Source organism: Galactobacter sp., from assembly GCF_022712295.1.
Classification (GTDB): domain Bacteria; phylum Actinomycetota; class Actinomycetes; order Actinomycetales; family Micrococcaceae; genus Galactobacter.
Window position 1 is genome coordinate 1 of record NZ_JALAGT010000069.1, and the last position, 15,448, is coordinate 15,448.

Consider the following 15,448-nt stretch of genomic DNA (forward strand, 5'->3'; position numbering starts at 1 on the left):
CACTCGTCGGCCCGGATCGCGGTCATGGATACCGTGCGCATCGTGGAGACCGGGGAGCCAGAACCCGTCCTCGCGCCGCCGCAGCACCGCTTCACACGGGAACTCCTCGCAGCGGCGACGCGAGCACGGATTCTGTCTCCCCGGTCTCCACGATGCGCCCGTTCTCCATGACCGCGATCCGGTCCGACGAGTGCCGGATGACACCGAGATCATGCGAGACCAGCACGATCGCCAATCCCCTCTCCCGCTGGAGTTCGTCCAACAGGTCCAGCACGCGCGCCTGCACGGAGGCGTCCAGCGCGGACACCGGTTCGTCGCACAGGAGCACCTCGGGGTTGACGGCCAATGCGCGGGCGATCGCCACGCGTTGGCGCTGTCCACCGGACAACTCCACGGGCTTGGCGGTGGCCATGGAGGCGGGCAGGTGCACGGATTCCAGCAGCTGCCCCACGCGATCCTCGGCACTCACGCCTGTTTCCGGACGGCTTCCCCGCGGCAGCGCGTCGGTAAGAATCTTGTTCACGTTCCATCGCGGTTCGAACGATCCGAGTGGGTCCTGCACGATCATCGCCATCCGCGCCCGCCGTTCCCGCCGACGACGTTCCGGCAGTGCGGAGAACGGCTCCCCGTTCAAACACACGGTTCCTGTTTCGGAGGGGATGAGCGTGGCCAGCGCGCGCAGCAGGGTGGACTTCCCGGAACCGGACTCGCCGACCAGCCCCAGCGTCTCCCCCGCCGCCACGTGCAGCGAGGCCTCCCGAACAGAAGGCTCCTTGGCACCCCGATAGCGAACGGTGAGGCCGGCGCCCTCCAGCGCGGCCGCTCGTTCCACACCCCCATGCTCGACGGTCGACGGCCCGGCAGGTGCCGTTGGCACCTGGGCCACCAGCAGCCGTTCCCCGCGAGGGCGCTCCCAGGGAACGGAGGCAATCAGCCGGCGCCCCTCGTCGGACACCGGGTTGGCAAGGATCTGGCCGATGGCGCCGGTCTCCACGATGCGGCCGGAATCCATGATCGCGACGTCGTCCGCCACGCGGCGTGCCGCTGCGAGGTCGTGGGTGATGAAAAGCAAGGTGCCGCCGGCCTCGACCCGGGCTCGAAGGAGGTCCAGCACCACCGCCTGGCGGGTGGTGTCGAGCGCGGTGGTGGGCTCGTCGGCCACCACCACGGGCGGGTCCGCGGCGAGCGCCGCCGCGATGAGCGCACGTTGTCGCATGCCACCGGAGAGTTCGCCGGGGCGACGGGCGGCATCGGCGGGTTCCAGCCCTACCGAAGTCAGCAGTGCAGGTAGGTCGATACCGCGCCCTGCAAGGCGCGCCGCGTCGGCCACCTCGGGGCCGATCGCGCGCAGGGGGTCAAGGGAGCCGAGGGCGTCCTGCAGTACCGTTCCGACCTGCGCTCCGCGCACCCGGCGCCAGGCGCGCTCGACTGCGCGGGTGCCGCCACGGGGGCCGCGGTCCACCAGGTCCGTCAGGTCCTGACCGTTGATGACAAGTCGATCGACGGCCACACGGCCGCCCGTGAGTCCTACGAGCGCGCGGGCGGTCACGGACTTACCGGACCCGGACTCGCCCACCAGGGCCAGGCAGCGTCCCGGTACCAGGGTCAGGTCGACGCCGCGCACCACGGCGTCGGGGCCGTCGGGGCTACCGGTGAACGCGACGCGGAGGTTGCGGACGTCCACGGTGTTCTCGGCAGCGATGCTTGCGGTAGAGGTGTTCACTTGCGGCCCCTTCCGGACAGGTGCGCGGAGGCCTTCCGGCCCAGCAGGGTCGCGACGACGCCCACGGCCACGATGGCCAGGCCGGGGAACACCGTCATCCACCAGCCGGAGGTGATGTAGGTGCGTCCGGCGTTGAGCATGGCGCCCCACTCTGGGGCGGGCGGGGGTGCTCCGAGTCCCAGGTAGCCCAGGGCGGACGCCCAGACGATGGCCTGCCCGATCCCCAGCGTGGCGACGGCCAGTAGTGGGCCGAGCGCGCCGGGGAGGATGTGCACACCGATGATGCGGGTGCGGGATTTCCCGAGCATACGTGCCGCCTCGACCACGCCCGACCGGGACACGCGACGTACCTCGGAGCGCAGCAGCCTGGCATAGCCGGGTGCGGAGGAGATCCCGACGGCAACGATCACGGTGCCGACTCCCGGCCCGCGGACGGCGATGAGCAGCAGGGCGAGCAACAGCGTCGGGAACGCGAGCAGCGCGTCGATCAGACGCGAACCAGCGGCGTCGGTCCAGCGCCCGCCCAGACCGGTGATGAGACCGAGCACCGCTCCGAGACCCACGCCGATGGCGGTGGCCGCGACACCGATGAGCACCGAGGAACCGGTCCCGTGTACCACTCGGGTGTAGAGGTCCCGCCCCGATTCGTCCGTCCCGAAGAAGTGGGCAAGGCCAGGTTCGGAGAAGGACTCGGACGGGTGGACCGCCAGCGGGTCGCCCGGCGCCAAGACGCCCGGCGCCACGGCCGCGACCGCGATCAGCAGCGCGCAGCCGACCACGATCCAGCCGCTCACCCCGAGTTTGCGGGCGAAGTCTCTCATGCCGCCCTCCTGTCCACCAGGCGCACCAGGATGTCCGCCACGACGGTGACCAGGACGTAGCCCACCGCGGATACGAGGGTCACGCCCAGCACCAGGGGAACGTCCCTCACCGTGACGGCAGAGAGCAGTGCGCGCCCCAAGCCCGGACGGGCGAAGACGGTCTCCACCACCACGGCCCCGGAGATCAGGTACCCGAAGGACCAGCCCGAGAGGTTGATGCCGGGCACCAGGCCGTGGCGTAGGGCGTGCCGGAGACGGAGTCCCCACGAGCTCTCACCGCGAGTACGAGCGGCCACTGCAAACGGTGAGGACAGCGCGGTGAGCATACCCTCCCGCATGGTCTGGGCCAGGTAGCCCGCCAGGGGGATCGCCAGCGCGGCCACCGGAAGCACCAATGACTTCGCGGAGTCCCCGGACACGGGCGGGAACCACCCCAGCTGGGTGGCGAAGACGATGATCAGTACGGCCGCGAGCCAGAACCCCGGCAGCACGGAGACCACCAGCTCCACGGCGGTGGCGATCCAAGCCGCAACGCGGGAGGTTCCGGTGGCGACCGCCGCCGTGCACAGGGCCAGTACCCACGCAGCCACGAGGGACAATGCGGCCAACAGCAGTGTGGGACCGAGCAGCGGAGCGATCACCTCCACCACTGGTTGCTTCTGGGAGTAGGACCGCCCGAGGTCCCCGGTCAGCAGCGAGCCAAGGTAGTTCACGTACTGCACCGGCAGCGGCTGGTCCAGGCCGTACTCGGCCCGAGCCGCGGCCAGCGCCTCCGCGCTGGCCTGCGACCCCGGACCGCCGGCCGCCGCCTGAGCGGGGTCGCCGGGCAGGAACTGCAGCACCACGAATCCGAGCGTGGCCACGAGCCAGAGCGCAATCAGGGCGCCGATGGCTCGGATCAGGCCGGCGCGAAGGACAGTGGTGCGCACAGTAGTTCCGGGTGACTACTTGGCCGGAAGCGCTTCCACGTCAAGGAACGTGGGAGTGGCGACGGTGGGAAGGGCACGCAGCCCCTTCACCCCGGAGCGGTAGAGGTAGTGGTTCTGCTGGTCGTAGAGCGGCAGGATGACCTGCTTCTCCGCGATCTCCTTCTGCGCGTCCTGGTACAGCTTCTTGCGCGCGTCCTCGTCGTCAACCGTGGCCTGGGCCTGGTCCAGCGCCTTGTCCAGGGCCGGGTCGTCGATCTGGGCGTGATTGGCGAAGTAGCCGGACGGAGCCGGGGTGATGCCGGAGGAGTGGAAGAGGATGCGCAGTACGTCCGGGCCCACCTTGGTGTATGGCGCGGAGACGAGCTCGTAGTTGTTCTTGCCGAGCGCGTCGTACCAACCGGCCAGGTCCAACAGGTCGATCTTCACGTCGAAGCCCGCCTCCTTGGCGCCGGCCTGCAACTGCTCGAAGAGCGACTGCTCCGCCGGGATGGACTGGTTCGTTGACACCGGGAAGCGCAGGGTGAGCTTCTTGCCGTTCTTCTCTCGGATCCCGTCCTTGCCGGGCTTCCAGCCCGCCTCGTCCAGCAGCTTCTTGGCCGCGTCCAGGTCATACGGGTAGGCGTCCTCGGCGTCATAGGTGAAGGGTTCCACGGAGGACATGGCCGAGTGCGAGCGCTTCGCGGTTCCAAGGAACAGGGAGTCCACGGCGGCGTCCACGTCCACGGAGCGGATGAAGGCCTCTCGCACCTTTTGATCGTCGAACGGTGCCTGGCCGGAGTTCAGCTCGATCCGGTTGGAGGCACCAGGCCGCGGGGCGTCCAGGTGCTCGATGCCGGACTCCTTGGAGGCGGACTTGATCGTGTCCGGCTGGGCGTTGTCGATCACGTCGACGTCGCCGGACTGCAGGGCTGCGTAGCGGGTTGCGGAATCGGGGATGAAGCGCCATTCGATCTTCTTCAGAGCAGCAGGACCGTCCTGGTTCTTGGCGTCCTCGGGAGGAGTGTTGTAGTCGTCGTTGCGGACGAACACCACGCGGTCCTGCTTGGTCCAGGACTCCACCTCGAAGGGCCCGGTGCCCACGGGGGCCTTGCAGTTCTCCTCCTGCGAGCGCTTCAGGGCCTCCGGGGACTCGATGGCGTTCCAGACCTGGGAGAAGGACTCGAGCAACGCGGAATCGGGGGACTTCAGCTTCACCACGGCGTCCAGATCCGAGTCGCCCTTGGACACGGACTCGATCTTCTGGAAGGCCAGGTAGCCGGTGGAGGAGGCAGTGTCGGGGTCAAGCAAGTGATCCACATTGGCCTTCACGGCGGTCCAGTCCAGGTCCGTTCCGTCGGTGAATTTCACACCGTCCTTGAGCTTGAACTCCCAGGTCAGGCCGTCGTCCGAGACTTTCCACGATTCGGCGAGCCACGGGATGATCTTGCCGTCCTCGTCACGAGAGACCAGGTTCTCCGCATACTGCGTGGCGGCGAGCGCCTGGGGGTAGTTACCGCCAACGTGGGGGTCCAGGCATTCTGGTTCCGCGTCGCCCGAGGCGTAGGTCAGGGTGGTTCGCGTGTTCTTCTCGCCGCCCCCGCCCGATGAGTCGGATGCCCCGGAGCAGCCGGCCAGAGCCAGCGGTGCGCCGAGGGCCAGAACGGCAGCGGACGTGATCAGGGTGAGCGAGCGTTTCTTCACAGGTGACATTCTGCGGCGAAGGCTCGCCTCACCCCAATAGGCGCCGTCACACGTGAACGTCATATTCGACCTGTGAGAGTGCGGTAGTTTCTTGGATCATGACGCCGTCTTGGGAAAGCCCCGATCTGGCCCGCGCCAGAGCCGCCTCACCCCTGGCACCCCTGGCACCCCTCGTGACGGCTCTCCTCTCCGCCGCTGTGGAGGAATCCGGCCTCACCCTGATCATTGCCGACGCCACCGGGAGGCCACTCTGGATCGAGGGCAGCCCCCTGCCCGACGTCGTGTTGGGGCGTCCGTGGCGCCCTGCGGCTCCCGTGGTCCAGCGTCCCGGCCCGCACCGCGCGCCGGGGGTCGCCGCCGCTCCCGTCCGCGATCCCCGTTCCGGGGATCTGGCCGGCGTCCTTGCCGTGTCCGGTTCGGCGGCAGCGGACGGTGGCTTCGTGTTGGCCGCCCTGCGCGGAGCCGCAGCCGTGGTGGAGTCGCATTTGGCCACACGGTCTTCTTCGACGCAGGATTCCGCACCGGTGGGTTCCTCCTCCGCTCTGGCGTTGTTGCGCCTGACCGGGCCCGATGCCCCGACCCTGGACACCCCGTACGGAACCACTCAGTTGGGATTGCGGCACGCAGAGTTGCTGGCCTGCCTGGCCCACTCCCCTGCCGGGATGAGTGCCGCTCACCTGGGTCAGCGGGTTTTCAGCGAACCTGTCTCCGCCGTCACCTTGCGTGCCGAGATCGCCCGGCTGAGGCGCGTGCTCGAGTCCTCCGGTGCAACCGAGGCAGGCGTGGTGTTGTCCTCCCGGCCGTACCGCCTGAGCGGTGTGGAGACGGATGAGGCCAGGGTGGGTGCATTGTTGGATCGCGGTGCCTTGCCTCGAGCCATCTCGGAGTACGGCGGCGAACTCTTACCGGCCTCCGATTCGCCCGAACTCTCCCGACGCAGGACCCGACTCTCCGCGTCGATCCGAGGAGCGGTGATGGCATCCGCCTCCCTGCAACCGCTCCTGGCCTGGCTGCGACTGCCGGAGGCCCAGGCAGACGTGGAGGCTTGGGAGCTCGCGGAAGCACTGGTCCCCAGCAGTTCTCCGCATCATGCTCGGATCACGGCCCATCTGGCCTCCCTGCACTGAAACCAGTCGCTGAGAACCAGTCACCGAAAACCACTCCGTCTCCATCCCGAGACACCGCCGCATGCAACGTTCATGCAACGTTGTGACAACCGGCACCGAATCCCGCCCCATGGGGCCACAAGGTTGCACCGTCATGAAACTGAGGGCAAAGTGGTGTACCTCACGCTGCACCCTGGATCGTGGATCCCTGACGGTGGAAGCAGAGTTAAGGAGACGTGATGACGCGCCCCCGCGCTGTGGGCTCTTTGGAGACTGTGGACTCATTTTCGGCACTGGACCAGCTTGCGGATGGTAGGGACCTTCGCACTGCACCACCGCTGGTCCAGGCCTCCCTGCTGCGTTCCCGGACCGCTTTCGTGGATCCCACCCGCGCCACCGTCCGCTCCATCCTTGGAGCCGACGAGTTGGAGGAGTATCGCAGCGGCCACCAATTGGCCACGGTCCTCCCCCTCATTCGCTCGCTGCTGTCCACTCCCGCCAAGGAACACGGCCTGATCATGGCCGTGGGAGACGAAGCCGGACGCCTGCTCTGGGTCGAGGGCGACGCCGGAACCCGCGGCCGCGCCGAGGACATGGCATTTCTTCCGGGGGCCGATTGGTCCGAGTCCAGCATGGGCACCTCCGCGCCCGCGATCGCCATCGCGACCGGAGCGGCGGTCCAGGTGCGCCGTGAGGAGCACTTTGCCCCACAGGTCACAGAGTTCTGCTGCTCCGCTGTCCCGCTCAGGGACCCGGTGAACGGCAACCGGATCGGTTTCCTCGATCTGACCGGCGGCGACCGCGCCGCGGATTCGCTGATCCTTCCCTACCTGCGTTCAACTGCGGAGGCCGTCCAATCCCATCTGGCGGCGCAGGTCCAGGCCGCCAAGGCCCAGGCGGAGCGGCGCGAACGAGACCGCGCCACGGCGCGTGTCGTCGTCGGGCCTTCCGCAGCGCGCCCCGCACGAGCCACGAAGGCGGCCCCACGCCTGTCCGTGACCGGCCAGCGCCCACCCGCGCTGCGCACCGCCACAGGGCAGTTGCCCCTCTCCAGGCGCCATGCGGAGATCCTCGCCGTGCTGGCCAAGCATCCAGCGGGATTGGACACCGCGGAACTCGCTGCGGCCATCTATCCCACTCCGGTCACCCCGGTCACCATCCGCGCCGAGGTGACACGTTTGCGCAAGGTTCTCGCCAAGGCCGACCTCGACTCGCAGATCCAGTTGTCTTCCCGCCCGTACCGAGTGACGGGCTTGGAGGTGGACGCCGTGAGCGTGGAGACCCTGCTCGGCCGCGGATCTCACGTCCAGGCACTCAACGAATACGCCGGCACCCTGCTTCCCGAATCCGAGGCACCGGCCATCCTGACCTGGCGTGAGGAGCTCGCCGCAACGCTCAGGGAAGCCGTTCTCGCCGACGCGTCCGCGGAGACCCTTTTGAAGTACCTGCGCCGCCCCGAGGCCACGGACGACGTCGAGGCCTGGACACTGGCCCTGAAGCTGCTTCCGGCACGCTCTCCGAAGCGCGCCGCGGTGCTGGCACATCTCGATCGCATCGACACCTGAGACGGCTGCTCACGCGGTGACCCGAGCCGCGGCATGGCTCCCCACCTCGTTGCAACCAGGTCGCAACGTTGCACCTCCTAATGTGATGGTCATCACCTCGAATGGTCCAGGTGGCTCCTCGTGAGAGGCCTGGACCTGAAGAGGGGCCCCAACTCACAAAGGAGTGACGATGACCGTCTACGCACAGCCCGGAACCGAGGGCTCAAAGGTCACTTTCAAGTCCCGGTACGACAACTTCATCGGCGGCGAATGGGTGCCCCCGGTCAAGGGTGAGTACTTCGAGAACCCCACCCCGGTGACCGGCAAGGTCTTCACCGAGGTGGCCCGCTCCACCGCGGATGACGTCGAGAAGGCCCTCGACGCGGCCTGGGCCGCAGCCCCCGGCTGGGGCCGGACGTCCCCTGCAGAACGCGCTCAGGTCCTCAACAAGATCGCAGACCGTATCGAGGAGAACCTCGAGACCCTGGCCGTCGCCGAGACCTGGGACAACGGCAAGCCGGTGCGCGAGTGTCTCGCCGCCGATCTCCCCCTCGCGGTGGACCACTTCCGCTACTTCGCGGGCGCCATCCGGGCCCAGGAGGGCCACCTGTCGCAGATCGATGAGGACCTGGTCGCCTACCACTACCACGAGCCGCTTGGCGTGGTGGGCCAGATCATCCCCTGGAACTTCCCGCTGCTCATGGCCACATGGAAGCTCGCCCCCGCCCTGGCCGCCGGCAACGCGATCGTCCTGAAGCCGGCCGAGCAGACCCCGGCCTCCATCCTGATCCTGGCCGAGCTGATCCAGGATCTGCTCCCTGCCGGTGTCCTCAACATCGTCAACGGCTTCGGCGTCGAGTGCGGTAAGCCCCTGGCCTCCACCCCGCGCATCCGCAAGATCGCCTTCACCGGTGAGACCACCACCGGCCGCCTGATCATGCAGTACGCGTCCCAGAACCTCATCCCCGTCACCCTGGAGCTGGGCGGCAAGAGCCCCAACATCTTCTTCAACGACGTGGCAGACGCCGATGACACCTTCTACGACAAGGCTCAGGAGGGCTTCACGATGTTCGCCCTCAACCAGGGCGAGGTCTGCACGTGCCCGTCCCGCGCTCTGGTCCAGGACGGCATCTATGACAGCTTCCTGCCATCCGTCGTGGAGCGCACCAAGCTCGTCAAGCAGGGCAACCCGCTGGACACCGACACCATGATCGGCGCTCAGGCCTCCACCGACCAGCTCGAGAAGATCCTCTCCTACCTGGACATCGGCAAGCAGGAGGGCGCCAAGGTCCTCACCGGTGGCGCGCGCGCGGACCTCGGTGGCGATCTGTCCGGTGGCTACTACGTGCAGCCCACCATCTTCGAGGGAACCAACACCATGCGGATCTTCCAGGAGGAGATCTTCGGCCCCGTGGTCTCCGTGGCCCGCTTCAAGGACTACGACGACGCCATCGGCATCGCCAACGACACCCTCTACGGCCTCGGCGCCGGAGTCTGGTCCCGCAACGGCAATCAGGCCTACCGCGCGGGCCGCGCCATCCAGGCCGGCCGCGTGTGGGTGAACAACTACCATGCTTACCCGGCTCACGCGGCCTTCGGTGGGTACAAGTCCTCCGGTATCGGCCGCGAGAACCACCTGATGATGCTGGATCACTACCAGCAGACCAAGAACCTGTTGGTCTCCTACACGGAGAACAAGCAGGGCTTCTTCTAAGCCGAGCGCCATCTTCCGTGAGAACGGAAGGTGCCCGACGGCGGGACTGGCCTCCCGCCGTCGGGCACCTATACGGCCCCTGACGGGGCCGAGCACGACCCACCCCAACAGATTCAATGACGATTCCAAGGAGTAGAACGATGTCTGAGAACGCTACCACCATGAATGCCGCCACGGTCACCGAATTCGGTAAGGACCTCACTGTCGGCAGCGCCTCCGTCCCGACGCCCGGCCGCGGCCAGGCCCTGGTCAAGAACATCTCCTCCGGTGTGTGCCACACCGACCTGCACGCCGCCCACGGCGACTGGCCCGTGAAGCCCAAGCTCCCCCTCATCCCTGGACACGAGGGCGTCGGCACCGTCGTCGCCGTCGGTGAGGGTGTCACCGACGTCAAGGTCGGCGACCTCATCGGTAACGCCTGGCTGTGGAGCGCCTGCGGCGACTGCCAGTACTGCCGCACCGGCTGGGAGACCCTCTGCGAGGCCCAGCAGAACGGTGGCTACTCGGTGGACGGCTCGTTCGGTGAGTACATGATCGTGGACACCAAGTTCGCGGCCCGCATCCCCGATGGCGCAGACCCGTACGAGGTCGCCCCTGTGCTCTGCGCAGGCGTCACCGTCTACAAGGGCCTGAAGCAGACCGGTGTGAAGCCCGGCCAGTGGGTCGTCATCTCCGGTATCGGCGGGCTCGGCCACATCGCGGTGCAGTATGCGGTCGCCATGGGTATGCACGTCGCCGCCGTTGACGTGGCGGACGAGAAGCTGGACCTGGCCCGCAAGCACGGCGCCGAGGTCACGGTGAACGCGGCCAACGAGGACCCGGTGGAGGCCATCCAGAAGGCCACCGGCGGCACCCACGGCGTGCTCGTCACCGCCGTGCACCCCAAGGCCTTCGGCCAGGCCATCGGCTTCACCCGCCGCGGCGGAACCATCGTCTTCAACGGTCTGCCCCCGGGAGAGTTCCCCGCCCCGATCTTCGAGACCGTGCTCAAGGGCCTCACCATCCGCGGTTCCATCGTGGGTACCCGCCAGGACCTCGTCGAGGCACTGGAGTTCTACGCCGCAGGCAAGATCCACCCGACCTTCACCACCCGCGACCTCTCCGAGATCAACGACATCTTCGACGAGATGGAACACGGCAAGATCGACGGGCGAGTGGTCATCAAGTACTGAGCCGACGCCAGTGAACACCTGACCGACTGACGCTGATGGGCCCCGAGGCATGTTGCCTCGGGGCCCATTGGACTAAGGTCGGCACCACACGTCAAGGAGGACGTCATGAGCACCGACAACACCCAGATCCCTTACGAGAGGATTCACGTCGAGAAGGCACTAGAGGCCCGCCCCGTGATCGAGGGCGAGGATTTCTCGCGGGTGGCCTTCACCCCCGCCGCGCTGGCCATGGTGGACCGGCTCTGGGATCGCAATGGGCCCCTCATGTTCCACCAGTCCGGTGGGTGCTGCGACGGCTCCACCCCCATGTGCTTCCCCGACGGGGACTTCATCACGGGTGACAGCGACGTCTGCCTCGGCACCTTCGACGTGCCAGGGCGCGGGGAACTGAACTTCTGGATGAGCAAGGAACAGTTCGAGTACTGGAAACACACGCTGCTGACCATCGACCTCGTGGACGGACGCGGCGCAGGATTCTCCCTGGAGACCCCTGATGGGAAGCGCTTCCTGGTGCGCTCGGAGATGCTGGAGGCCTGAGGCCTGAGGCCTGCGACCTCAGCCGATCCTGAAGCCGGCCTTCTCCAGCTCCTCCGGGGAGAACTCGATGGCGTCGCCGCCGGAGACGTCCACCAACAGGTGCATGCCTGCCGGGAGGGCGGTGCGCAGCCACGCCGCCGTAATCTCCCGCGTGGCCACGTCCTCGTTGAAGCGGAAGACCTCCATGGCGGAGGAGAAGAGCGGGAAGACCTGGGCGCCATCGGACGGACGGCGCATCAGCAGCGGCGCGCCGTCACCGTTGTGCATGGCGACGCCCACGGCGTCGGCCTCGAGCAGGTAGGCAAGAACGGCGTCCTTGCCCTGATGCACTGCGCGGCGCAGCGCGCCGGAGCGTAGATCGAATTCCAACAACTCGTCGTCGGACGCGATCGAGATCCCCAGGCCGAGCGGGTCCACCGCGATCCGATCGATGCCCGTCGCCGCGAAGGAACCGGAGGCGAACGCGGTCTCCACCAGCTCGTCGCCCAGCATCTCCACGAGGATGGGATCGTTGAGGGCATCGTCCGCGCGGCCCTCCGCCTCGGCGACCGAGCGGTGCAGGTGAGTGGCGTCCTGCTCTCGAAGTGAGACGCCAAGGATCGTCTTGCCGTCGGCCTCGAAGGTCGCGAAACGTGGGCGCTCGCCCTCCTCCGGGACGGCCAGGACCGGCACCAGGAATCGAGTGCCGTAGAAGTCGGAGATCAGTGCAAGGTCGTGGCCCTGGTCGGGTTCCTGGTCCAGCTTCACGAAGGACTGCATCAGGCGTCCGCCCTCGCCAACGGCCTTGGCGGCCTCTGCCGCATCGAAGTCGTCCGGGTCGGGAAGGCCTGCGGGCTGCTCGGTGGTCATAGTCTTGATTCTCCCACCAGCCCCAGTCATCCCGAACCGGAGAACACCTCATGTCGTCCACGACCCCCGCCATGTCTCCCTCAGACCTCCCCGTACACCAGGTCCTGGATCGTGTCACCGGACCCCGCAGGGCGGAGGCGGATGAACTACTGCGCATCTGCGGCGACCTGACCGGATACGAGCCCGTGGTGTGGGCCGGGAAGATCGTCGGATTCGGGCAACAGGAGTACCGCTACGAGTCCGGTCACGGCGGCATCATGCCGGTGCTGGCCTTCGCCACCACGGACAGGCAACACACCTTCTATCTCGTCAGTGGCTTCAGCGAACGCTGGCCGGAGTTGCTGGAGCGGCTCGGTCCGCACAGAGCAAGCAAGGCCTGCCTCTACGTCACGCGTTTGTCCAGAGTGGACGTTTCGGTCCTCACGGAATTGCTCACGGCGAGTATCAGCGCCTCGTAAGGCGGCCAACTCAGAGCTGAATCCAGTACCGGCGGGTGACGCTGCCGCCGTGCTCTCGTTTGTCCTCCAGCACTCCACCATTACCCTCGATGGTCCGGGCCGAGGCGAGGTTCTCGTCATCACACGTGAGCAGCACCCGGTCGTGGCCCTGGTCCCAAGCCAGTTCGAGTATGTGTTCCAACGCCCACGTGGCCAGCCCACGTCGGCGTGCGGACGGGCGGACGCCATACCCGATGTGGCCGCCGAACTCTTCCAAGTAACCGTTGAGCTCGTGGCGCAGCCCGATGGAACCGAGGTAATGGCCGTCCTCGACGATCCACCGGTAGCTGCAGGTGACGTAGCCGCGCTTCAGCGGCTCCGTTTCCTGCGACAGCAGCTGAGCGACGAAGGCCTCGAAACCGGCCGCTGTGGTCAGATCCTCGTCACCCTCGAGCCCGGCCCCGTCCTGGTGGGCGCCTTTCCACTCGGCGTTCGAGTCGAGAAAGGACGCGAGGAACTCGGTGTTCGGGATGACGAGTTGGGGCATTCATGAACCCTAACCGCCACGTCTCGAAGTTGGGAGGGACGCGAAGTTAAGGTAACTTAACTCTTGTGAACAGTTCAGTCGACACCCGTCGCAAGAGCCCCCGCGCCGAGAAGCGCCTGGTGGGCTTGATGGGTCCCGCCTTCGTGGCGGCCGTGGCCTATGTGGACCCCGGCAACGTCGCCGCGAACCTCACCGCAGGTGCCCAGTTCGGTTACCTCCTGGTCTGGGTCCTGGTCGTCGCCAACATCATGGCCGTGTTGATCCAGTACCTCTCCGCAAAGCTGGGCATCGCCACCGGCAAGTCCTTGCCCGAGATCCTCGGGGAGCGCCTGAACCGCGGCCCCCGCCTGCTCTACTGGGCGCAGGCGCAGGTGGTCGCCATCGCCACCGATCTGGCGGAGGTGGTGGGCGGAGCCATCGCCCTGCACCTGCTCTTCGGCCTCCCCCTGTTCCTGGGCGGCTGCATCGTCGGCGTCGTATCCCTGGTACTCCTGCTCATCCAAGCCCAGCACCGTCAGCGAACCTTCGAGTTCGTCGTCATGGGGCTGCTGCTGATCATCACGATCGGCTTCCTGGCCGGACTGTTCATCTCCGGCCCCGACTGGGGCAAGACGGCAGAGGGACTCATCCCACGATTCGAGGGAACTCAGACGGTGCTGTTGGCCGCGTCCATGCTCGGCGCCACGGTGATGCCACACGCCATCTACTTGCATTCCTCCCTGGCGCGCGACCGGCACGGGAAGGCCTCTCAGGACGTCATCCCTCGGCTGGTGAAGGCCACCCGGATCGACGTGGTCATCTCCCTGATCGTGGCCGGCGGGGTGAACATCGGCATGCTGCTGCTGGCCGCCACGGCGCTGCCCGGCAAGGAGGGCACCGATTCGATCGAGGGCGCCCATGCCGCGATCACCGAGGCCTTGGGCCCCGCGGTCGGGATCATCTTCGCCATCGGCCTGCTGGCCTCGGGGCTTGCGTCGACGTCGGTTGGGGCCTATGCGGGCGCAGAGATCATGGCCGGACTTCTGAAGGTTCGCATCCCGCTTCTTGTCCAGCGCCTCGTCACCCTGGCTCCGTCACTGGTCATCATCGGCTTGGGGTTCGACCCCACGCGCTCGCTCGTGGTCTCGCAGATCGTGTTGAGCATGGGCATCCCGTTCGCCTTGGTCCCCTTGGCCCTCTACACGGGACGGAGATCCATCATGGGGCGGCTCGCCAACCCGACCTGGGTGAAGGTGGCCATTTGGGCGGTCACCGCGTTGATCGTGGCCCTGAACGTGGCCTTGATCGTTCTGACCGTCAGGGGCGACGCTTAAGTGTTTGTCCACACGTTGGCATCCTGCCGTTTGCCCTGACGTACCGGCCTCAAGCACAATCCAGGTATGACTGCGACATTGCGGATCGAGGACGTTCCCGAACAGGTGATCGACCTCCTCACCGAGCAAGCCACCGCGCACGACCAGAGCCTGCAGGAATTGCTCCTTGACCTGGTCACCCGCGAGGCCACGAGGCACCGCATCCCGTTGACCCGCACCCAGGCACATCGCATCGCCGTCCCGTCCGAGGTCGCCTGAGCCACCCGCCCATCCGCAGCATGCCCGACGGCGCGTCCTCGCCTCCAGCGTGAACGCTCCCCGCTGCGCGGCGCCACTCTGCCACGACGGCACTGCCAAGTAGACCGCGTTCAAAGTGTCAGGGGTCTCCGGGACACTTGGTTCATGGAGACAACGGCACGTCCCAGCCGTGATCTGGCGGGGACTTTTCAGATGTTGCAGGCGGTCGCGGACCACCTGCAGGGTCGGGGTGTGCCGAGCGCTTCTGCTTCCACCGCCGAGCCCGCTACGTCGACTCGGGAAGGCCTCTATGCCTTGGCTCAGCAGGTCACCCGGGTGCACAACATGCTGGAAGCGCTGAACCTTGATTTGGCTAACCGGTACCGGGACGTGGTGACCGAGGACTTGGCCGCTGTTGATCCAGCTGGGCGGAGGGCGCCCCTGACCGGGCAGCGTTTGACCGAGCAGGCTCGGCGGGTGACGGGTCAGGATCTTTCCCCGGCCTGGCATCTCACCCCGAACGCGTCCCGCAAACGCGTGGGACTGGCCCGCACCGCCACCGACACCCTCCCCGAATGTGTGGACCAGGTCCGCAACGGTGAGGCCACCGAGGAGCATCTCACCGCGGTGCTGCGTGAGGCCGTTGTGTTGGAACCGGAGGATCAGGCCCGTATCGACCATGACCTCGCCCAACAACTCCCCGAGCTGACGGTCAGGGCGGCGAAGGCGGCCGCGTTCAAGCGGGCGGCGGAGTTGGATGCGGCGACCATGGTGGAGCGGGCCGAACGCGCGGCCAGACATGCCCACGTCTCCGTCCGCCCGGCACCGGATTGCATGAC

The 15,448-nt window shown here is 67.3% G+C and carries 14 protein-coding genes and 1 pseudogene; 9 read left to right on the forward strand and 6 right to left on the reverse strand.

Annotation, left to right across the window (positions count from 1 at the left end):
• Positions 1-91 precede the first annotated feature (91 nt).
• The 4 genes from Q0A15_RS05435 to Q0A15_RS05450 are packed head-to-tail and all read right to left on the reverse strand — an operon-like array spanning position 92 to position 5,162.
• Positions 92-1,723, reverse strand: a complete 1,632-nt coding sequence (locus Q0A15_RS05435; protein ID WP_291278515.1) for an ABC transporter ATP-binding protein — start codon at positions 1,721-1,723, stop codon at positions 92-94.
• Positions 1,720-2,544 (reverse strand): ABC transporter permease, encoded by an 825-nt coding sequence (locus Q0A15_RS05440; protein WP_291278516.1) that lies wholly within the window; start codon positions 2,542-2,544, stop codon positions 1,720-1,722. Before Q0A15_RS05440 ends, Q0A15_RS05435 begins: the two co-directional genes overlap by 4 nt.
• Entirely contained in the window at positions 2,541-3,473 is a 933-nt protein-coding gene (locus tag Q0A15_RS05445; RefSeq protein WP_291278517.1) for an ABC transporter permease, read from the reverse strand. Before Q0A15_RS05445 ends, Q0A15_RS05440 begins: the two co-directional genes overlap by 4 nt.
• A gap of 15 nt (positions 3,474-3,488) precedes the next feature.
• Positions 3,489-5,162 (reverse strand): ABC transporter substrate-binding protein, encoded by a 1,674-nt coding sequence (locus Q0A15_RS05450; RefSeq protein WP_291278527.1) that lies wholly within the window; start codon positions 5,160-5,162, stop codon positions 3,489-3,491.
• An 89-nt stretch (positions 5,163-5,251) separates the two neighbouring features.
• Here Q0A15_RS05450 and Q0A15_RS05455 point away from each other — a divergent pair, with 89 nt between their 5' ends.
• From Q0A15_RS05455 to Q0A15_RS05475, 5 genes are all read left to right on the forward strand, one after another.
• On the forward strand, positions 5,252-6,280 hold the full coding sequence (locus Q0A15_RS05455) for a hypothetical protein (RefSeq protein WP_291278518.1): 1,029 nt from the start codon (positions 5,252-5,254) through the stop codon (positions 6,278-6,280).
• A 254-nt stretch (positions 6,281-6,534) separates the two neighbouring features.
• Positions 6,535-7,824 (forward strand): helix-turn-helix domain-containing protein, encoded by a 1,290-nt coding sequence (locus tag Q0A15_RS05460; RefSeq protein ID WP_291278519.1) that lies wholly within the window; start codon positions 6,535-6,537, stop codon positions 7,822-7,824.
• Positions 7,825-7,993: 169 nt separating this feature from the next.
• A complete protein-coding gene (gene adh / locus Q0A15_RS05465) occupies positions 7,994-9,517 on the forward strand; it encodes an aldehyde dehydrogenase (protein WP_291278520.1) in 1,524 nt (507 codons plus the stop codon).
• 161 nt (positions 9,518-9,678) lie between these two features.
• A complete protein-coding gene (adhP, locus tag Q0A15_RS05470; protein WP_291278528.1) occupies positions 9,679-10,689 on the forward strand; it encodes an alcohol dehydrogenase AdhP in 1,011 nt (336 codons plus the stop codon).
• A 105-nt stretch (positions 10,690-10,794) separates the two neighbouring features.
• The gene (locus tag Q0A15_RS05475) at positions 10,795-11,226 is read left to right on the forward strand and encodes a DUF779 domain-containing protein (RefSeq protein ID WP_291278521.1); all 432 of its coding nucleotides are present in this window, start codon (positions 10,795-10,797) and stop codon (positions 11,224-11,226) included.
• 18 nt (positions 11,227-11,244) lie between these two features.
• Here Q0A15_RS05475 and Q0A15_RS05480 read toward each other — a convergent pair whose 3' ends face one another.
• Entirely contained in the window at positions 11,245-12,075 is an 831-nt protein-coding gene (locus tag Q0A15_RS05480; RefSeq protein ID WP_291278522.1) for an SseB family protein, read from the reverse strand.
• 50 nt (positions 12,076-12,125) lie between these two features.
• Here Q0A15_RS05480 and Q0A15_RS05485 point away from each other — a divergent pair, with 50 nt between their 5' ends.
• Complete coding sequence (locus tag Q0A15_RS05485; protein ID WP_291278523.1) at positions 12,126-12,533, forward strand: DUF1801 domain-containing protein; 408 nt, start codon at positions 12,126-12,128, stop codon at positions 12,531-12,533.
• A 10-nt stretch (positions 12,534-12,543) separates the two neighbouring features.
• Here Q0A15_RS05485 and Q0A15_RS05490 read toward each other — a convergent pair whose 3' ends face one another.
• On the reverse strand, positions 12,544-13,059 hold the full coding sequence (locus tag Q0A15_RS05490) for a GNAT family N-acetyltransferase (RefSeq protein ID WP_291278524.1): 516 nt from the start codon (positions 13,057-13,059) through the stop codon (positions 12,544-12,546).
• A 65-nt stretch (positions 13,060-13,124) separates the two neighbouring features.
• Between Q0A15_RS05490 and Q0A15_RS05495 the strand changes: the two genes are divergently transcribed.
• The 3 genes and pseudogenes from Q0A15_RS05495 to Q0A15_RS05505 all read left to right on the forward strand — a co-directional run.
• Positions 13,125-14,372 carry an Nramp family divalent metal transporter gene (locus tag Q0A15_RS05495; RefSeq protein WP_291278525.1) on the forward strand — a complete coding sequence of 416 codons (1,248 nt, stop codon included), beginning with the start codon at positions 13,125-13,127 and terminating at the stop codon, positions 14,370-14,372.
• A 66-nt stretch (positions 14,373-14,438) separates the two neighbouring features.
• Positions 14,439-14,630 carry a hypothetical protein gene (locus Q0A15_RS05500; RefSeq protein ID WP_291278526.1) on the forward strand — a complete coding sequence of 64 codons (192 nt, stop codon included), beginning with the start codon at positions 14,439-14,441 and terminating at the stop codon, positions 14,628-14,630.
• 192 nt (positions 14,631-14,822) lie between these two features.
• Positions 14,823-15,448: pseudogene (locus Q0A15_RS05505) on the forward strand (hypothetical protein); the annotation flags it as partial.